The sequence below is a fragment of the Listeria aquatica genome (genome assembly GCF_014223975.1).
GTDB lineage: Bacteria > Bacillota > Bacilli > Lactobacillales > Listeriaceae > Listeria > Listeria aquatica.
The window spans coordinates 56,549-75,275 of sequence record NZ_JAARRM010000002.1 but is presented as its reverse complement, the minus strand read 5'-3'; the positions used below and the strand labels follow the sequence as shown (position 1 = coordinate 75,275).

The following is an 18,727-nucleotide window of genomic DNA, read 5'->3' as shown; positions in this document are numbered from 1 at the left end:
GTGTGAAAATGAGGGTGTCTATAGTATTTGTGTTTTCGGGTCGCCTTTTGAGTGAGTAATCACTCATTATTTGGAACTTTATTTGTGAAAAACAGCACGATTATAAGTTCAAAATTGCACATGCAAGTAAAAGCGGAATAGAAAGGATGAAAAAGATGACGATTCACGTGGGGCTAGATGTAGGATCGACAACAGCAAAAGCCGTCGCTTTAAATGAAAAAGGGGAGATTTTGTTTCAAACTTATAGGCGTCACTATTCAGATATAAAAAAAGTGACACTTGAAATTATGGAAGATTTACGAAAAAAAGTAGATGTCGAGCAAATGACGTTTCAAATTACTGGATCTTCTGGACTTGCGATTTCAAAATTCTTGGATGTGCCTTTTGTTCAGGAAGTTATTGCTTGTACAGAAGCTGTTGAACAAGTGATTCCTGAAACGGATGTTGTCATTGAACTTGGTGGAGAAGATGCTAAAATTATTTATTTTAGTGGTGGTATTGAGCAACGAATGAATAACGCTTGTGCAGGAGGAACGGGAGCTTTTATTGATCAAATTGCTACTCTTTTACAAACAGATCCGACAGGGCTTAATGAATTAGCGAAGTCTGCTCAAACGATTTACCCAATTGCTTCGCGTTGTGGCGTGTTCGCGAAAACGGATGTGCAACCACTTCTAAATGAAGGAGCAAGAAAAGAAGATATTGCTGCATCAATTCTTCAAAGTGTTGTCACGCAAACGATTAGCGGACTGGCGTGTGGGAGGCCTATTCGGGGGAAAGTGGCTTTTCTTGGAGGTCCATTAACCTTTTTAGATCAATTGCGTTTTCGTTTTACTGAGACACTTAAAATGAAAGAAGACGAGATTATCGCGCCCCTCCATGCGGAATATTTTATCGCTCTTGGAACTGCTTTTTCCAGTATGAAAGAAAAAACAATCACGCTTGCTAATCTTGTCGAAAAATTATCCAATATGGATCTATCTTCTGTTAAAAAAGATACCGTGACGTTACCTCCGCTATTTCGCTCTGAACAAGAATTAGCTGATTTTCGGGCAAAACATAATCAAATGAAAGCCCCGAGAGCAGATTTAGCAGATTATGAAGGGGATGCCTATTTAGGGATTGATGCGGGGTCAACGACAACCAAGCTCATTTTAATGGGGCAAAAAAATGAGATTTTGTATTCCTATTATGGAAGTAATAACGGTAGTCCGCTTCAATCTGTTATTGATGAGACGAGCAAATTATATGAAGTTTTGCCTGAGCAAGTTCGGATTGTGCAATCAGGAATCACAGGATACGGGGAATCATTGATTAAAGCGGCACTTAAAATAGATGTTGGTGAAATCGAAACCGTGGCGCATTACCGAGCTGCTCGCGAGTTTCTTCCGGACGTTGATTTCATTTTAGATATCGGCGGGCAAGATATGAAATGTATGAAAATTAAAAATGGAGCACTCGATAGTTTGATGTTAAATGAAGCTTGCTCGGCAGGTTGTGGCTCTTTTCTAGAAACTTTTGCGAAGACGCTCCATGTGCCGATTGAAGAGTTTGCCAAGCGCGCACTTTCTGCAACGGCTCCAGTTGACTTAGGTTCTCGTTGTACGGTTTTCATGAATTCAAAAGTGAAACAAGTTCAAAAAGAAGGAGTGAGTCTTGAAGACCTTTCAGCTGGACTTGCTTATTCCGTGGTTAAAAACGCGCTTCAAAAAGTGATTAAATTGCGTAGTCCTAAAGATATTGGCGAAAAAGTCATCGTGCAAGGCGGGACTTTTTATAATGAAGCGGTCTTACGTGCGTTTGAACTTTTAACTGGAAGAGAAGTTGTACGACCAGATATTGCAGGAATGATGGGGGCTTATGGAGCTGCACTAATTGCCAAGGAACACTATGAAACTGGAACTGTCACAGAGATGTTAGTTCTTGAAAAATTGCGAGATTTTAGTGCAGAAACTTCACAGTCGCGTTGTAACCTTTGTAGCAACACGTGCCAGTTGACGGTTACGCGCTTCGGGGATGACCGGACGTTTGTGAGTGGTAATCGTTGCGAACGAGGCGAACGGGTGGAAACGGTGAAGAATCTTTTGCCAAATTTATACGCCTACAAGTTAAAACGGACCTTTGACTATAAAGCGTGCAAAAAAAGTGAAGCTACTCGAGGCACGATTGGGATTCCGCGGGCGCTCAACATCTATGAGAACTATCCGCTTTGGTTTACCATTTTTGATGCGCTTGGTTATCGTGTGATGCTTTCCTCGAAATCCTCGAAGAATTTATATGAAAAAGGAATCGAAACGATTGCATCAGAAGCCGTTTGCTACCCAGCCAAATTGACACACGGGCACGTGATGGATCTTGTGCGCAAAAAAGTGGATGCGATTTTTTATCCGTCGGTGGTTTACGAAAAACCTGAATTTGGCGAAGCCACTAATAATTTCAACTGTCCGGTTGTTGCAGGATATCCAGAAGTGATTCGTGTCAATGTGGATGCGATTGAAGAAAAGGGAATCCCAATGTACAGTCCCTTTATTGCGCTTGATAATGAAAAAGCATTTATCGAGACGATGAAGCAAACTTTCCCTGAAATTCCTGCAGAAGAAATGGAACAAGCTGTCCAAAAAGGGCTTGCGGAAGCGGAAAAATGTCGCCGTGATATTCAAAACGAAGGCGAAGCAGCTCTTCATTATATGGCTAAAAATAATGTGAAAGGGATTGTGCTCGCTGGGCATCCTTATCACGTTGACCCAGAAGTCAATCATGGTATTCCTGAGCTTATCACGATGAACGGCATGGCGGTGTTAACGGAGGATTCGATTTCGCATCTTGGAGCAATCGATCATAAGCTTCGTGTCGAAAACCAGTGGAAATATCATGCGCGGCTATACCGAGCTGCAAGTTTTGCGGCGAAACAGGAAAACTTAGAATTTGTGCAATTGACTTCCTTTGGCTGTGGGCTAGATGCAATCACAACGGATATGTGTCAGGAAATTATTGAAGGTCATAACAAGGTTTATACGCTATTAAAAATTGATGAAATTAACAATCTTGGTGCGGCTCGGATTCGGGTGCGCTCTTTGAAAGCGGCGATTGAAGAACGAGATCGTCATCATATTAAACCTGCTGAAATGGCTCCACCAAAGGAAAGACCTCTATTTACTAAGGAAATGCGGAAAGAAGGCTATACGATACTTGCACCACAGCTTGCACCTACTCATTTTGCGATGCTTGAAGCTGCTGGGCGAGCAACTGGATATAACTTGGAGGTTTTACCGGCAGTTACGCCGCGCGGGGTTGATGAAGGCTTGCGCTATGTCAATAATGATGCTTGTTATCCGGCTATTTTGACTATCGGTCAGATGATGGATGCTCTGAAACATGGAGATTATGATTTAGAGCGAATAGCTGTTTTGATGACGCAAACTGGCGGAGGTTGCAGGGCGACCAATTATATCGCCATGCTTAAAAAAGCGCTCCGAGAAGCAGGGATGGAACAAATTCCTGTTATTTCCCTGAATGCAAGTGGGCTTGAGAAGCAGCCGGGCTTTAAACTGACACCTGCTGTTGTGATGCGATTTATGGCGGGGCTTGCACTTGGCGATGCACTGGACCGAATGCTGTACCGTGTTCGTCCGTATGAAATGGAGCAGGGAAGTGCTAACAAGTTATATGCGCGTTACTTGGAAAAGGGACGCGAGCTGATGAAAAAGTATTCGTTCCGAGGCTATAAGCAATTCGCAAAGGAAATGGTTAAGGCTTTTGATGAACTGCCAATTCGAGATGAGAAAAAACCGCGTGTTGGGGTGGTTGGAGAAATTCTCGTCAAATTCCATCCAGGTGCTAATAATCATATTGTGGATGTGATTGAGGCGGAAGGCGGGGAAGCCGTTGTACCAGATTTGACGGACTTCTTGCTTTATTGTTGCTACGATGCTCATTTTGCTGCTAACACATTTGGACGTTCCAAAGTGAAATCTTTTGCTAAGCAAAGTGTCGCGATTCCGTTTATCAATCAGTATCGCAAACCGGTTGTGGATGCGCTTCGTGCGAGTGCGCGATTTGATGCGCCGGAAAGCATTGAAGTGATCGCGGAAAAGGCAAGTCAATTACTTTCGCTTGGAAATAAAATGGGGGAAGGCTGGTTCTTAACAGGTGAGATGTTTGAACTTTTGGATAGTGATGTGCCGAATATTGCCTGCTTGCAGCCGTTTGCTTGTCTACCCAATCATATTACAGGGCGTGGCATGATTAAGGGGCTTAAGAAACGCTATCCACACGCGAATATTATGTCGATTGATTATGATGCGGGTTCAAGTGCAGTTAATCAGCTCAATCGAATGAAACTGATGCTTTCGATTGCGAAGAAGCAACTTGAAGTGGACAAGTCAAATTCAGGGTTCTTGCCAGAAGAAAAAGTGAGTTTAGGGGCAAAAGAACTGATTCGGGATAAAGCACGTCGTGTCAAAGACAGTGTGCCAGAAGCGGTGCGGGCAGCGACTTTTGTAGCTAAGGAAGCCCAAGCCGAAACGTGTTGCCGCGGCGGAGATGATTGCCATTGCGGGAAATAAAAGACTCCCTTCGTGTTCGAAATATAGAACGCGAAGGGAGTTTTTGGTTAAACGAAAATATCGACAATAAGCACCATGAAAAACACGCTGAAAGATAGCAAGGTTTCTAACACGGTCCAAGTTTTGAAAGTTTCTTTGACTGTGAGCCCCATGTATTCTTTAACGAGCCAAAAGCCGGCATCGTTTACGTGGGAAAGCATGAGGGAACCTGCTCCAGTTGCGATGACAAGTAAAGCAGTATTGACGCCTGTCATTTGCTCAACAATTGGTGCGACGATTCCGGCAGCTGTTGTTAACGCAACGGTTGCGGAACCTGTTGCCACTCGAATGAGTCCTGCTACAAGGAAACTCATTACAATCGGGGAAAGGTTCATTTGTCCTGATAAATTCGCGATGGCTGTTGCAACGCCTGTATCAATCAAGATTTGCTTGAAGGCGCCGCCTGCTCCGATGATCAAAATGATGGAAGCAAGGGGCTTCATGCTGTCGTCCGTTAAGTCGCGGATGATTTCTGCATTTAAACCGAGGCGGAAACCAAGCAAGATGTAAGCTACAAATACAGAAATCAGTAAAGCGATAAGTGGGCTACCGATGAAGTCGATAATGCTTGTTAGGCCGCTTGGTAGCTTAAATAGGGCAGCAATCATAGTTAGTAGCATCAAGATAATTGGTAAAAAGACAATGAAGAAAGAGACGCCAGCAGATGGCAATTTCTCGTTGTCTTTAATTACATCAGGACGCATGAGGTCGGGTTCGTTTTTGGGTGTAATACGTTTGCTGATGAATTTTGCGAATAAAGGACCTGCAACGATACCTGCTGGTAGGGCGAAGCAAAGCGAATAAAGCAAAACTTCACTGACGTTGGCGTTATAAATACCAATTGCTGTCATGGCGCCTGGGTGTGGCGGAATAATTCCATGTGCAATCGAAAGTCCAGCAAGAACTGGCAGGCCAAGCAAAAGAATGTTTTTCTTGACTGTTTTTTGGATGGAAAGTACGATCGGTAGCAAGATGACAAGACCAACTTCAAAGAAAACTGGAATGCCGATAATAAGTCCGGAGAAGAACATTGCCCAAGGCAAGCGCTTGGCTCCAAAGCGTTCTACAAAGAAATTAGCAATTTGCATGCCCGCCCCAGAGGTGGACATCATTTTTCCAAGGATGGTTCCAAGCGCTAAGATGCCTACTAGATGGCCAAGAACGCCGCCGACGCCCGTTTCGAAGGCGGTGGTGATCTTGCCAAATGGCATACCAGCAAATATGGCTAAAAAGAGGGTAGCAACGGATAAGCTAAGATAGGCATGCCATTTCCACCAGGAAACACCTAAAATGACAATGGCAATAGCAACGATGGTGATTGAAAACAAATAGATGTCGTGCATATTTTTCTCTCCTTTTTTAACGAATTAGACTTTGTTGTCTGCCTTCCATAAGTGCCTCTACTTCTTCCAGAGTAGTGTGTGGCACATCTCCCGTGATGGTATGAGCAAGGACAGCATTACTAACTGCAAATTCCAAAATCCTCTCTTCTGGCCAGTTATTAGTAAGACCAAAAATGATTCCCGCTGCATAAGCGTCGCCTGCTCCAATGCGGTCAAGTAAATCGACTGGCATAGTGCTGCTAACTTTAAAACTTTCTCCGTCCATAAAGCCGGCTAATGAATGTTCATGGTTTTCGAAACCTCGATTAGTTCCTACATAATTTGTGACATTGTATTTCTGTTTGAAAATGGAAATGCCCATTTGTAGTTGCTCTAAGTACGGTAGTTCTTCATTTACTTCAATGTCAAGTAGTTCTGTAAGGTCGCGAATTCCGCCGAAAACGGTATGCGCAAGCGATAAGATTTTTTCATACTGTTCTTTAATAAATGCTTTGCTATGTTCTGTATTTAAACTTGGTCGGTAATTGAAGTCAAAGTAAAGGGGTTTCCCAAATTCATTTGCACATGCTGCTAATTTTAAAGCGGTTTCACGAGTGCGTTCATTTAATAATAATGAAATACCGCAAATGTGGATGATGTCATTTTCCTTAACGGCTTCTTCAATCGGATAACTTGCAGGGTCCGCTTGGCAAAAAGCGCTTGCTAAGCGATTCTGATAAGTGACAACTGTTGGGCGAACGCCATAACCTAATTCAACGAAATAACTACCCATGTGATTGCCATTAAATTGGATATGATGATCTTTGATACCATATTTGCGAATGTTGGCGGCGGCCATTTTACCAACGCTGTTATCTGGAAGTGTTGTCAGTAAAGTTGTTTCCATCCCAAAGTTACTTAGATTTGTTAGTAGATTTACGCCAGTTCCTGTAACTTGGTAAGTAAGCTGATTGGTTTGTGCTAATAGTTGATAATCTGGAGGAGTGAATCGTAAATTCACTTCTCCATAAGATAAAACTTTCATCTTGTCATCGCTCCTTTAGTCAGTCAATTTTTTCATGATGTGGTAGAGAGTTTTAACATCTTCTGGTTTTGTGTCACCACTTGCTTTATCAATAATTGAGCTGTATACGTGAGGAATGACTTTTTTAACGCCTGCATCAAGCGCGATTTTAACAATTTCTTCGAAGTTATCAAGCGTGATTCCGCCAGTTGGTTCTAGATAGAAGTCATTTTCGGCACAAGCTTTGGCAACAGCGCGATATTCTTCTTCGTGTGCTAGACCTTTCATCGGGAAGTACTTGATAGAGCTTCCTCCCATATCTTTTAAAAGGGCAATGGCAGTTTCGATTGGAACTTCTCCTGCTGGAGCTTCGCTACTAAGAGGACCTGTTGCGATATTTACATAACCAACTTTTCCTGTTGGAGAAACGAGTCCGTTAATGATGGTTTCCTTTTGTCCTAAAAGTGCACGGCTAGCACCAACTCCTGTGAAAACTTGGTTGATATGTTGGGGCTGAAGCTCTGCTGAGATGCGTGTTACCATTTCACTTTGTTTAGGATTTCCGGCGCCAAGCCCTACAGATAGTGCGTTATCTGTTGCTTCGATATATTTTTTCATGTCTATAATTGCCGCTTCATCTGATGAATAATTGATTGAAAGAACGCCAAGCACGACGTGACCTTCTGCAGCTTGGTAGCATTCTTTGGCGTTTTCAACAGAATTAGCTAGCACATTTAAACAAATGCGATCGTTCAAGTATTTTGGTGTTTTTTGCATGATTATTTCCCACTTTCCATAATTTCTTTTAGGCGATTTTCAATTAATTTCATTTCATCAGCATTTACGGCACGAATATCAAATTCAATGATGCCGTTATTAGCTTGGTATTCACGTGTATAAATTGCTGGACTTTTAGTTTTTAAGCTGGCGATGACTTCTTTTGCTGATGGTTTGCTTACTTTGACGGAAGCTCGGTAGATGTCACGTCCGGCAGCATCTTGGACGATTTTTGCTTCCAGACCATCAATTTGGTTTAAGGCTTCAATAAATGGGTGAAGTCTTTCCTGCATGTTCTCGCCTGTTTCACCTGGAGTATTTAAGTAGCGCTCAATCGCGCCTGTAAGCCCAATAATGTTTTCTTTTCCAATTTTCATAGCTCGGCCAATACCTTTCGATTGCATTCGTACCCAGCTAATGGCATCTTTCTTGCCGACAACAAGTCCAGATGTTGGTCCGTCAATTGCTTTTGCGCCACTATAAATAACAAGATCTGCTCCTTGTTTTGCATAGGTGAATAAATCTTCTTCCGCAGCAGCGTCCACAATGAGAGGAATTCCATGTTTTTTGCTGACTTCGACCATATCGGCAACGGTCAACATGCTTTTTTGGACTGCGTGGTGACTTTTGATATAAAGAAGTGCGGCTGTTTCATCCGTAAGCATCATTTCTACGTGTTCTTTTGAGCACATGTTCGCATATCCGGCTTCGCGAAGTTTTCCGCCACCAAGCTCGATCATCACTTCAACGGCAGTTCCGTAATCAACATTATGACCTTTTGGAATCACGATTTCTCGTTTTTTAATTTTGTCTGTGAACGGGTGATACAGGTGGTAGTCACTTCCTTGTCCGATTAAACCGGCAACGGATTGAGCAATGCCAGCAGAGGCGCTTGAGACGATGACGGCATCTTCTGTATGTAGCAAATCAGCAATGTAGTGTCCCGTTTTTTCAACAAGATCTGCCATTTCAAAAAAATGTTGGCCGCCGAATTTTTGGAGAGCTACAATTTCATCTGGTGTTTTTGATACGCCGAGGATAGTCATTTTTCCAGAAGCATTGACGACTTGTTTTAAATCATATTTTTTATAAAGATCCGTTGTCATAAACTTTTCCTCCTACAATTGTATAAATCGGCTCGATCACGGTGTGAGTAATCATTTTATTGCCATTTGAATCCGTTAGTTCTTTATGCCCGTCTTTCAAATCAAAAATTGTAAGGTCGGCATCAAAACCTTCTTTTAAGCTTCCTTTGTGGTGAAGTTTGAAATTATCAGCTGGATGTGTGGTCACCATTGGGATAATTTCAGTGAGGGAATAGCCGATTGAAAGTAGTTTTTCCATTGTTGTGGCTAAATCATAGACAGGCCCTTTTTCGCGGTTTTTGTGATAAATATCTGTGCTAAGTGAGTATGGGGTAAGTCCTTCTGCTTTAGCTAGACGTGCTGTGCGGAAGTTAAAACTATCTGTGCCATGTCCGATGTCAAAGCGAACTCCACGGTCATAAGCTTCTTTTGCAACCGCTTTAATTTTACTGCTTGTTTGATCCAAAATTCCGTTCGGCTTCCCGTTAAAGCAGTGGGTAAGGACATCTCGGGCATCTAGACGTGTTAAAATTTCTTTTAAATCTGGTGGGTTTGAACCAATGTGAACCATAAGGGGTAAATCATTTAGTTCATCTTGCAATTCTTTGGCTAAAAGGAGCGGTTCGTAATTATTTTCACCGACAACTGTTTTACTCATTCTCGCTTTAAGTCCCACAATAAAATCTGGTAGTTCAGCTATTTTTTGTTTGACAGCTTCTTTTTGAATGTTTTTCAAATTAGAAAGTTCGTCTTGTGCAATGATTCCCGTTTTAGAGATGTTAATAAGCGCATAGACATTGGTTTTGGCTTGTTTAATGTGCTTATAAAAAGATGCAATGGTATCAGCACCAGTAGAACCGGCATCTATAATCGTTGTGACCCCTTTTGTGATACCAATTTCGTCCGGCTGGTCATAATAAATTGGCATTTCCGTGTCACAGTGAACATGATCATCAATCCATCCAGCAGAAATATAATGTTTTCCGGCTAGATCAATTATTCTCTCAGCTTCGTCGTTAATTTGTGGTGCCACAGCTGAAATTTTCCCGTTTGTTATGGCAACAGAAAGCGGTTCTTCTTGGCTAGTTTTTCCATTTTTTATTAGAAGATCGATCATGTTGTCACCTCCTTCAGAAACATTATAACATTATAATGTTTGAAAACGCAATCACTTTTTTAAACTTCATATTCAATTTTATAAGGGAAAATTTGAGTGTTATAAAGACCAATTGAAAGTTCGATTAAATGACCACTATTGTCAGATGATTTACGCATGCGCTTCAAGCCGTTTTCTTGCTCAGTTTGCAGTTGCTTTTTTTCATATGTTGAAAAAGTAGCCGTTTCAAAAGTGTCTTCAAACGAGGCAACCGTATAGCCGTTTTCTTTTAGTAGCTGGTAAAGCGAGATATGATCTAGGTTTAAGTTAGCCTCATGAATTTGCGTGACCTCTTGAATGTAATGTTGATAATAGATATATGGTTTGTTATCAAGATAATAAAGTCGCTTGATATGTGTGATAGGCTCATCAAAATAAGTCGCTAAAACGGGGTGGTTTTCAGGTGTTATAGTTTCAATCGAAAGAATTTCCTTTTTAATCGAAAAACCAGATTCTTCGATGATTTTTGAAAAAGATTTTGCTTTTGAAAGCTTATTAAATAGCTGATTACTGATCACTTGTGTTCCTCTGCCACGCTGCTTGTCCACGTAGCCTTCAGCAGCGAGAAGGGCCACTGCTTGCCTGATTGTCATTTTGCTCACACCAAAAAGCTTCTCGAGTTCTGGTTCACTCGGAATATTTTCGCCGAGCGGATAACTACCATCCAGAATTTTTTTCTTGATCTTTGTTGCGATTTCTTGATACAAAACAACATTTCTTTTCATCATTTTTCTCCTTAAACTAGATTATTCTTTCCTTATGATAAACTAAAAAGAGGGCGGTTACAATACTGAATCATGCTTCAACCAGGCATTTATGCTATGCTAAAAAAGGAAAAAGGAGGGGTGCTAGATGATTGAACTGAAAAAATTCACAGAAGTAAGCCGAGAACAGGTGATGCAGGCGTGGAATGTGAGTTTTGCTGATTATGTCGTAGAAATGATGCTAACAGAAGAAGCTTTTTTTGCAAGAATGGATGAGTTTTTATTAGACCCTAATTTATCTTGCCTTGCGCTTTTCGAAGGGCAACCGGTTGGCTTTAGTTTGTTTGCACGCGAAGGAAATTATTCGTGGTGCGGGGGTATAGGAGTTGCGCCTGAATTTCGCGGAAAAAAAGTGGCAGATCTATTAATGAATGACATGCTACAAAAAGCAGCCGGAACACAATTTAAACTGGAAGTTATTACTGCAAATGGACGAGCGATTCATTTTTATCAAAAACATCAATTCGATATCATAAATGAACTTTATTTTTTGGATGGGCCACTTGGTAAGGCATCAGAGATCGTTATAGAGCAGCCAGAAACGGAAGCCGAAAATGACCTTTTGACGCCATGGCAAAATCAGCCGCGATTTAAAAAAGAAGAAACGGTAAGTCGGTTCATTTTGGAAGAAGGAAAGGGCAGTTTTCACCTTCGTTATGCATTATCAGATCGAGGCATTGAAGTGAGCAAGTTTGAACTTCGAGAGGGGACGATACTACAAGATGCTTTAGCCGGGTTAGGCTTTGCCTTTGGTGCTGAAAAGAAGCTGTTTCTCAATAACTGTGCACTTGATAAGCCCCTTGCCGATGCTTTTCTTGAGGCAGGCTTTTTGAAATGGATTTCTCAGTGGCAGATGGTTCGGAATGTTTAGTAACGCTAAAGGACTTGCGCTTTTTAGCGCAAGTCCTTTATTCGGTTCTTAGGTTAGCCGACTTTGCTTGGCATAGCGGAAGCAATTCATTTGGATCAAGTTCAATTTGTAGCCCGCGTTTCCCAGCCGAAATGTAAATCGTTGAGAAATTGTGGGCTTTTTCATCAATGAAAGTTGGAAATAGTTTCTTCATTCCAATGGGAGAACAACCACCACGAATGTAGCCTGTGATTTTTTCAAGATCTTTCACATGAATCATCTCCACTTTTTTATTTCCACTTTGTTTAGCAAGCTTTTTTAAGTCAAGCGTATCTTCAGCGGAAAGTAGGGCAACTAAATGCCCCGTTTTATCACCGATTGCAACAAGTGTTTTGAAGATTTGAGCTGGGTTTTTCCCCGTTTCCTTTGCAACATGAGCGGCATCTAAGTGCTGTTCATCAAAATGATATTCGTGAAGTTCGTAGGGAATCTTCTTTTGATCAAGCATCCGGCAGGCGTTGGTTTTATGTGCCACATTTATCACCTCATTTCCCATTATAGCGCATTTTGCTGAACTGTCATAAATTATATTTTTTGTGACGGTTTTTATACTTTTGATTGTAACTATACTTTTTTTACAAAAGGGGTTGCGATGCCAAAAAGGAGGGCTATTTTTAGAAAGAAAGTTTTTTTGGAGATTGATGCATTTGGAGAAGGCAGCTATGAAATTAGAAGGAAAAAATATTATTGTAACAGGTGGGGCAAGCGGAGTTAAAAAAGAGGAACTCCAGTGAGTTCCTCTTTTTTGATGCGATAAAATAAGAGTAGCTTAAACTTTCGTTTCTAGCAAAATTATTTCGCTTGTTCAGCTTCTGCTGATTTTTGAAGTTGTTTAAGTTTAGCACTAATATAAATGTGCGAAACTGTGAAGACGATGATTCCAGCCCAAATGAAGGCGAACGCCGTAAATTGCATGGAATCAAAGCTTTCCTTGAATAGTAAAACGCCTAAAATAAGCATTAACGTCGGTCCAATATATTGCAAGAAACCTACCATCGTATAACTGATTCGCTTCGCTGCTGTAGCAAAGAGAAGCAGTGGAATCGCGGTTACAATTCCTGCACCAATCATCACGAGATCTGTTTGGAATGGGAAACTCATGAAGAAGTGTTTGGCGAAAAATAATAAATAAATAAGCGCAAACGGTGTAATAATCAGCGTTTCGAGCGTAAGGCCCGTCCAAGTAGAAACGGGAACAAATTTTTTAATCAAGCCATATAAACTAAAGGTAACGGCCATCGCGAGAGCTGCCCAAGGAACTCCACCTTCGTGATAAGTCAAAATTAAAACGCCTATAAAGGCGAAGATAACGGCAATAATTTCAGCTACGTTCAGTCGCTCTTTTAAGAAAACGGTGGCAATTAAAACATTAACAAGTGGGTTAATATAGTAGCCAAGACTAGCTTCTGTCACATGCCCGCTATTCACTGTGAAGATAAAAATGAACCAGTTAGCCGTAACTAAAATGGCAGCTAATGTGATAAGTAGTGTTGTCTTTGGCTGTTTGAAAATCGCCTTCATTTCGGTCAAGACTTCCTTTGATTTTCTGATCGCCACGATAAGAAAAATCATGAAGACAAAAGACCAAATGATCCGGTAAGCTAAAATTTCAATGGCAGGTACTTCTTTTCCAAGTTTCCAATAAATGGGTAAAATCCCCCATAAAACATAGGCGAAGGCTCCAGCTAAAATTCCCATTGTTTGTTCGTTCTTTCTCATGATTTCCCTCTTTTCTGTTAATGAATAGTAACTAAACTATTCTAACGCATTTCATAACCGAAAGCTAGCCGCTTGTTTGAAAAAGAATGTTTGACATTAAGTAAAGTGTGGAAAGTAAAAAATGATACTAAAATAGAGGAGGATGATGTAAAATGGCTGAAGATAAAGGCAAACTGGATCAAGCGAAAGGCGAAGTGAAGGAAAAAGCTGGGAAAGTGACGGGAGACGACAAGAAAAAAGCTGAAGGATTCTTGGATAAAGCCAAAGGGAAGGCCAAAGAAGCAAGTGCTGACCTAAAAGGAAAAGCTGAGGATTTAAAAGAGCAGGCAGAAGATAAATTCAAGAAAGACAAATAAATCCATCATTTAAGCAAGAAAAAAGCGAATGACTCCGCAAAATTTGGAAGTCATTCGCTTTTTGTTTTCGTTAGCCGCTTCTTTATTTGGAAGCTTCGATTTGGACGTTGATTTTCACTTCATCCCCGATGAGCACGCCACCAGTTTCTAGTGCAGCGTTGTAGTTCAAACCGAAATCTTTCCGGTTAAATTTGCCGCGTCCTTCAAAACCAGCTACCATATTTCCAGTGTTTGGATCTTTTCCTGTTCCTTCATAGGTTACATGGAAAGTGATGGGTTTTGTCACTTCACGAATTGTAAGATCACCTGTGATTTCGTATTCATCATCGCCATCTGGCGTAATATCTGTCGAGACAAAAGTAATGCTAGGGTATTTTTCAGTGTTGAAAAAGTCTTCGCTTTTAAGGTGACCATCACGTTGTGCTTGGCGCGTATCGACACTTGCTGCATCTACTGTAAATTTAATTTTTGCATCTTGTAAGTTTTCAGGATCCATTTCAACATCTGCTTCAAAAGTATTAAATGCACCTTTCACTTTAGAAACCATCATGTGTTTTACTTGAAATTCAACTGAGCTATGTGCGGGATCAATGTTCCATTTTTCTACTGCCATTTTTTCATTCCTCCAATTTCATTTTACTTTTCATGTATTTTTTAGCTGATGATCACCCGAATTGAATGGGTTCATCATTGTTTATAAATAAACTATAACACACTTACAAAACATAAGCAACTAATAAAATATAATTTATAAATTTTTTTTAAAAGTGATGCTGACTGAAGATAATTTTAGAAAATTTAGTTTTTATCATTGAATTTCTAGCTATTTACCCTAAAAGTATGATATGATTTACAAACAATAAAAGAAAGGAGCAATATGGAGAGGGGCAGGCTGTCTTTTTTGCGCAAACAAATGGGTAGCAAACGGGGACTGGTTTTCATTACTTAGCTATTTTAGAAAAGAATATTCTGATAATAGAGAATCAAAATTTGATTTTTCAGGCTGAATGGCGTGGAAGAGCTGTTTCGTTATATTGATTTTTTGTCAGAAAGTTTCAAATGTAAAAGAAAGGGGAGAATTTAAATGGAAAAGAAAGTTTCTTTTTCAGCGTATTTTTTTATTGGACTCATGCTATTTGCACTTTTTTTTGGAGCAGGGAATTTAATTTTTCCGGCATATCTTGGTCAACTTTCCGGAACTAGTGTCTGGATTGCAATACTCGGCTTTTTAGTAACTGGAGCTGGACTACCACTAATGGGTGTTCTTGCGATTGGGATTTCTGGAAGTAGTGACCTACAGACGCTTGCAAGCCGCGTACATCCTGTTTACGGTATTATTTTCACAGTTGCTCTATACTTAACGATTGGCCCTTTCTTTGCACTTCCACGTACGGGAACTGTCTCTTTTGAAATCGGCATTGCACCATTTCTTGGGGAAGGAAATCATCAGATTGCCCTCGTTGTTTTTTCAATCATTTTCTTCGGGTTAACGCTCTGGCTTTCGCTATCGCCTTCGAAAATTGTCGATCGAGTAGGGAAATATTTAACACCAGCTTTGCTTTTATTTCTTCTCATTTTGATTGTAACAGCTCTTGTGAAACCACTTGGTGAACAAACTGCCCCGGCAGGAAACTACATCACAAGTCCATTTACAACCGGATTCCTTGAGGGATATAATACAATGGATGCACTTGCTTCACTAGTGTTTGGGATTATCGTAATTAATGCCGTTAAAGCAAGCGGCGCCAAGACAAAGCGTTCTATTGCTATGACTTGCTTGAAAGCTGGACTTATCGCAGTGGGCTGTTTGGCACTTGTTTACATATTTATTGCTTACATTGGCTCTATGAGCGTAGGGAAACTCGGTCTATTTGATAATGGAGGACCTGTTCTTTCAGGAGCAGCGGATTATTATTTCGGTAGTTTTGGACGGATTTTACTCGCGCTAATTATTGGTCTTGCCTGCCTGACAACGAGTATCGGGCTTACAACTGCTTGCGCAAGTTATTTCCAAAAGCTATTTCCAAAAATTCGTTACGGAACTTTCGTGGTCATCTTTTCAGTATTCGCTTGCCTCGTGGCTAACGTTGGTCTTGCAAACTTGATTTCGTTTTCCGTACCGGTATTGATGATGATTTATCCACTTACAATCGTGCTTATTTTGCTTACGTTCCTAAATCCACTGTTTAAAGGACGACGTGTCGTTTATGTAACAACAATTCTTTTTACAGCCGTGATTTCCATCATGGAAGGAGCGAAAGCATTCAAGATTCCACTTGGTGGTCTAGAGAATTTCTTTTCAAGTTATGTACCATTTTACAATCAGTCGCTTGGCTGGATTACATTCGGACTTTGCGGCTTAGTAGTGGGCATCATCATTGCGCTTTGCACGAAACCAACATCTGAAAGCGCCAAAAATGAAGTAAACATTTAGAGGGTGAATCAAACATGACACTCATGAATATCGTTTCATTGATCATTTTTATTGGTATCCCAGTATTCCTCATTTGGCTGGGGTTGCACTCTTATTCCAAAAAACAATCCAAATAAGGAAACAAAAAGGAAGTGCCCACGGGCACTTCCTTTTTTAAATGGTGCGCTTAAGTTCATAAAAATGAATAGCATTGAGTTCCAGATAAGCATAAAAGGACCAATCGTCTGAAATGAGTTCATCCGTTACCGTTAAAGTAGGCTTTGAAGCTGTCACGATATAATCAAGAATTTCCTCATCTAGACCGTGTCGACTATTAAGCTGCCAGTACTTGGAATAAAGCGCGCCATTGTCACGATCGAAAATCCATTTACGCAATTGGTATTCGCCTTCCTTCAAACCAAGAATCCGTAAATGCACTTCCTTACGCTGTTCATTTCGAACGAGCTCGCTTACAGACAGTTTCGGGTTCAAATTGACAGAGTTCATCAAAATGAGCTGATAGCCATCCGTGTTTTCCATCAAAATATAATCCTTCCCACGTGCAATAACCGTGCCGTAAAGCCGTTCTTTGAAGTTAAGCGCATAATATGCAGGACGTTTTCCGTTAAAGAAATGAAAAAGTTCCAAGCCATCCATCCGAATATTACGCTTATTATTTTCTTCTTCGTGAAGTTCTGTATTAATCCAAAAACCAAGTCCTGCAACTTCTGGACTCACATCAAATAAAGCTTCCAAAATTAAAGCTCCACGGAAAAAAGTGCCATTCGTATAACGAGTATTCCCAGTTAGCGTATTCCAATTGATAAGCATTAATTTTTTCTGAATGCCATGCTTTTTCAAGTATTGTTTTAGTTTCTTGGTTTTCGTGAGCGTGAAGCGTTCCGCATTTTGAAAAGTAATGGACGTTTCCTTTGAAAAATCAATGATTTCATTTGGATTGGCATTATAAGTTAGAAAATCAACTTGATCACTCGTTTCTAGAACCCACTGATGCGATTTTGGCACCGTCGCACGTTCTGAAAATGGGATGAACGTTCCAAGTTGGATTGCAGGTTCAAATTTCACTAGAAGCCGCTTTAATCGCAAGAAAACGCGCCTTAATTCATCAGCTCTCACAAGCGTTTGCTCTGGCTCATAATACATAAAAGCCCAAGAAGCAACAAAAGAATGCCCGAAAACTTGAATCGAATGACGTAAAAAGTGAGCAAGCTGTTCAAAATAAAAATTTTCATCCCGCGAAAGCTCTTGATATTCAATTCGAATGAACGGCCGCAAACCTTGATTTTTTAAGTAACTGAGCGCTAGGTCTGCATTTGCAAATGTGGAAGAAGTCGGTACCGTTTCATCCGTCTCCACCTCTGGCAAGAAAGTCCGGCCTCGCAGTAAATGCCGAATACCGATAAACTCCAGCCGAATTTCACGCTGCACCATTTCAATTTGTTTTTTAACATTATCCTTCAAAAGCTCCTTTAGTCCTCCAATTGTCAGCAAATAAGCGGGTTGCGCCAAAGATTCATTAGCGATAGGATTAACCGTAATGGTCTTTTGCTCAATCGGAATCGGGTTTAAGCTAGTTTCTCGAGCCGTTTCCAGATGATACTTGGCAAGCAAATTGAGAATTTCTGGCGTGAGTTCCAAAATTTGTGTGGTCGCGGCTTTCTTCTCAGAAGGAGAAGAAAGCCGCTGATTATGTTCCTTTTCACGATACCTAGTCGGGGTTTCGTTATAATAAGCCTTGAAAGCATCCGTAAAATGTTTCGGACTTGAAAAGCCATTCCGAATGGAAATCGTTGTAATGGATTCATCCGTCAGCATCAAGTCATCCGCACTGTGTTTCAAGCGGATGAGGGTCAAATACTGCAAAAAGCCCATCCCTGTTTTTTGCTTAAAATAACGTGAGAGATAAGAAGTTGATAAATATTCTTGTTCAGCTACTTTACTAAGGCTGATGGGGTCATCATAGTGATTTTCCAGATAGGTAATAATTCGCGCCAAGCGTTCATCCTCAGTTTTCTGCGTGAGTGGTCTGGTTTGTTCTTTTTTGAAAAATTTGGTTAAAAGGAGCATGATTTGAAAAATGGTATTGTGCGAAATCAACTGGCTATTTTCAGTGGAATTAAAGGCATTCATGACGAGTAATGCTAAGTTATGCCGAAGGGAGGAAACAATTTTTTCACGCCCACTATCAATCTCTCTTGAAAAACTTTCGAATGAATACTGATAATAGCCTGGGAAAAAGTGAGCAAAAAAAGCACTTTTAATTTGCAAACGAATCAACGTGTTATGCGTGAGATCCGTGAGAGTGTAGGGCTCATTTTGGTTCAGAATATAAAGATCGTCCGCTTCTAAGGTTACCGCTTTTTTACCGGTAGAAAGTTCGACTTCGCCGTCAATTACAAATAATAGAGTTGTGGCAATATCACGGCGTGTGAGAGGCTGTTCGATTTTTTCTAACTGAATTTGGAATTCTTCTTGTTCTAGCATAGCTCTCTACCTCCTCGTAGCTTTATTATACCTGAAATGGACAGGTATAAGCTAAATTTTTCGAAAAAATTTACAATTTGCTCTCTATAGGT

The 18,727-nt window shown here is 40.7% G+C and carries 14 protein-coding genes; 4 read left to right on the top strand and 10 right to left on the bottom strand.

All coding sequences use genetic code 11. The features are described 5' to 3' along the window. Window positions 1-155: 155 nt before the first annotated feature. Window positions 156-4,565, top strand: coding sequence for a 2-hydroxyacyl-CoA dehydratase (locus HB912_RS06190; protein ID WP_185373020.1), 4,410 nt, complete (start codon window positions 156-158; stop codon window positions 4,563-4,565). Window positions 4,566-4,612: 47 nt separating this feature from the next. On the opposite strand, the gene HB912_RS06185 is transcribed toward HB912_RS06190, so the two are convergent. The 6 genes from HB912_RS06185 to HB912_RS06160 are packed head-to-tail and all read right to left on the bottom strand — an operon-like array spanning window position 4,613 to window position 10,693. Continuing rightward, window positions 4,613-5,947 (bottom strand): GntT/GntP/DsdX family permease, encoded by a 1,335-nt coding sequence (locus HB912_RS06185; protein WP_185373018.1) that lies wholly within the window; start codon window positions 5,945-5,947, stop codon window positions 4,613-4,615. Window positions 5,948-5,963: 16 nt separating this feature from the next. After that, entirely contained in the window at window positions 5,964-6,971 is a 1,008-nt protein-coding gene (locus HB912_RS06180) for a sugar kinase (protein WP_036070883.1), read from the bottom strand. 15 nt (window positions 6,972-6,986) lie between these two features. Next, window positions 6,987-7,727 (bottom strand): 2-dehydro-3-deoxy-phosphogluconate aldolase, encoded by a 741-nt coding sequence (dagF, locus tag HB912_RS06175; RefSeq protein ID WP_185373016.1) that lies wholly within the window; start codon window positions 7,725-7,727, stop codon window positions 6,987-6,989. A gap of 2 nt (window positions 7,728-7,729) precedes the next feature. Beyond that, a complete protein-coding gene (locus tag HB912_RS06170) occupies window positions 7,730-8,833 on the bottom strand; it encodes a DgaE family pyridoxal phosphate-dependent ammonia lyase (RefSeq protein WP_185373014.1) in 1,104 nt (367 codons plus the stop codon). Next, window positions 8,814-9,929 carry an amidohydrolase/deacetylase family metallohydrolase gene (locus tag HB912_RS06165; protein ID WP_185373012.1) on the bottom strand — a complete coding sequence of 372 codons (1,116 nt, stop codon included), beginning with the start codon at window positions 9,927-9,929 and terminating at the stop codon, window positions 8,814-8,816. The genes HB912_RS06170 and HB912_RS06165 overlap by 20 nt, the downstream gene beginning before the upstream one ends. A 59-nt stretch (window positions 9,930-9,988) precedes the next feature. Then, complete coding sequence (locus HB912_RS06160) at window positions 9,989-10,693, bottom strand: GntR family transcriptional regulator (RefSeq protein ID WP_185373010.1); 705 nt, start codon at window positions 10,691-10,693, stop codon at window positions 9,989-9,991. Between the two features lie 127 nt (window positions 10,694-10,820). On the opposite strand from HB912_RS06160, the gene HB912_RS06155 reads away from it, so the two are divergent. Then, window positions 10,821-11,603, top strand: coding sequence for a GNAT family N-acetyltransferase (locus HB912_RS06155; RefSeq protein ID WP_185373009.1), 783 nt, complete (start codon window positions 10,821-10,823; stop codon window positions 11,601-11,603). A 37-nt stretch (window positions 11,604-11,640) separates the two neighbouring features. Here the strand turns inward: HB912_RS06155 and ybaK are convergent, their stop codons facing one another. Next, entirely contained in the window at window positions 11,641-12,117 is a 477-nt protein-coding gene (gene ybaK, locus HB912_RS06150; RefSeq protein ID WP_185373007.1) for a Cys-tRNA(Pro) deacylase, read from the bottom strand. Between the two features lie 317 nt (window positions 12,118-12,434). After that, on the bottom strand, window positions 12,435-13,361 hold the full coding sequence (gene rarD / locus HB912_RS06145; RefSeq protein ID WP_185373005.1) for an EamA family transporter RarD: 927 nt from the start codon (window positions 13,359-13,361) through the stop codon (window positions 12,435-12,437). 152 nt (window positions 13,362-13,513) lie between these two features. Here rarD and HB912_RS06140 point away from each other — a divergent pair, with 152 nt between their 5' ends. Next, window positions 13,514-13,717, top strand: coding sequence for a CsbD family protein (locus HB912_RS06140; RefSeq protein WP_185373003.1), 204 nt, complete (start codon window positions 13,514-13,516; stop codon window positions 13,715-13,717). 82 nt (window positions 13,718-13,799) lie between these two features. Here HB912_RS06140 and HB912_RS06135 read toward each other — a convergent pair whose 3' ends face one another. Then, the gene (locus HB912_RS06135) at window positions 13,800-14,330 is read right to left on the bottom strand and encodes a YceI family protein (RefSeq protein ID WP_185373001.1); all 531 of its coding nucleotides are present in this window, start codon (window positions 14,328-14,330) and stop codon (window positions 13,800-13,802) included. A 471-nt stretch (window positions 14,331-14,801) separates the two neighbouring features. On the opposite strand from HB912_RS06135, the gene brnQ reads away from it, so the two are divergent. Further along, window positions 14,802-16,151, top strand: coding sequence for a branched-chain amino acid transport system II carrier protein (brnQ, locus tag HB912_RS06130; protein WP_185372999.1), 1,350 nt, complete (start codon window positions 14,802-14,804; stop codon window positions 16,149-16,151). A 153-nt stretch (window positions 16,152-16,304) separates the two neighbouring features. Here the strand turns inward: brnQ and HB912_RS06125 are convergent, their stop codons facing one another. Continuing rightward, a complete protein-coding gene (locus HB912_RS06125; protein ID WP_185372997.1) occupies window positions 16,305-18,635 on the bottom strand; it encodes an AraC family transcriptional regulator in 2,331 nt (776 codons plus the stop codon). Window positions 18,636-18,727 lie beyond the last annotated feature (92 nt).

Excerpts from the sequence above, each read along its gene's own strand:
- HB912_RS06170 (WP_185373014.1), bottom strand. The coding sequence starts at position 8,833 with ATGACAACGGATCTTTATAAAAAATATGATTTAAAACAAGTCGTCAAT.
- HB912_RS06190 (WP_185373020.1), top strand. The coding sequence starts at position 156 with ATGACGATTCACGTGGGGCTAGATGTAGGATCGACAACAGCAAAAGCC.
- HB912_RS06135 (WP_185373001.1), bottom strand. The coding sequence starts at position 14,330 with ATGGCAGTAGAAAAATGGAACATTGATCCCGCACATAGCTCAGTTGAA.
- HB912_RS06140 (WP_185373003.1), top strand. The coding sequence starts at position 13,514 with ATGGCTGAAGATAAAGGCAAACTGGATCAAGCGAAAGGCGAAGTGAAG.
- HB912_RS06125 (WP_185372997.1), bottom strand. The coding sequence starts at position 18,635 with ATGCTAGAACAAGAAGAATTCCAAATTCAGTTAGAAAAAATCGAACAG.
- HB912_RS06160 (WP_185373010.1), bottom strand. The coding sequence starts at position 10,693 with ATGAAAAGAAATGTTGTTTTGTATCAAGAAATCGCAACAAAGATCAAG.
- dagF (WP_185373016.1), bottom strand. The coding sequence starts at position 7,727 with ATGCAAAAAACACCAAAATACTTGAACGATCGCATTTGTTTAAATGTG.
- rarD (WP_185373005.1), bottom strand. The coding sequence starts at position 13,361 with ATGAGAAAGAACGAACAAACAATGGGAATTTTAGCTGGAGCCTTCGCC.
- HB912_RS06180 (WP_036070883.1), bottom strand. The coding sequence starts at position 6,971 with ATGAAAGTTTTATCTTATGGAGAAGTGAATTTACGATTCACTCCTCCA.
- HB912_RS06155 (WP_185373009.1), top strand. The coding sequence starts at position 10,821 with ATGATTGAACTGAAAAAATTCACAGAAGTAAGCCGAGAACAGGTGATG.
- brnQ (WP_185372999.1), top strand. The coding sequence starts at position 14,802 with ATGGAAAAGAAAGTTTCTTTTTCAGCGTATTTTTTTATTGGACTCATG.
- HB912_RS06165 (WP_185373012.1), bottom strand. The coding sequence starts at position 9,929 with ATGATCGATCTTCTAATAAAAAATGGAAAAACTAGCCAAGAAGAACCG.
- HB912_RS06185 (WP_185373018.1), bottom strand. The coding sequence starts at position 5,947 with ATGCACGACATCTATTTGTTTTCAATCACCATCGTTGCTATTGCCATT.